Source organism: Seonamhaeicola marinus (genome assembly GCF_008085455.1).
Map to the genome: position 1 here is coordinate 1 of NZ_VSDQ01000663.1, position 282 is coordinate 282.

Consider the following 282-nt stretch of genomic DNA (forward strand, 5'->3'; position numbering starts at 1 on the left):
CAAGATAAGGCGTTTCCTATTGCGGCAGATCAAACTATTTCTCAGCCATACACGGTTGCGTTTCAAACCGAATTATTACAAGTTAATAATGGCGATAAAATTTTAGAAATTGGTACAGGTTGTGGCTACCAAACTGCTGTGTTGTGTGAGTTGGGTGCCAAGGTTTATAGTATTGAAAGACAAAATGAACTTTTTAAAATAACTAGTAAGTTTTTACCAAAATTAGGGTATAGAGCTAAAAAATTAATTTTTGGTGATGGTTATAAAGGCTTGCCTGAAGAA

General features: G+C 34.4%; 1 protein-coding gene. It reads left to right on the forward strand.

Translation table 11 applies throughout. The annotated features are described in order from the left end of the window. Window positions 1-282: protein-L-isoaspartate O-methyltransferase family protein (locus FUA24_RS11075; protein ID WP_187388259.1), on the forward strand; the 282-nt coding region annotated here is incomplete at both ends.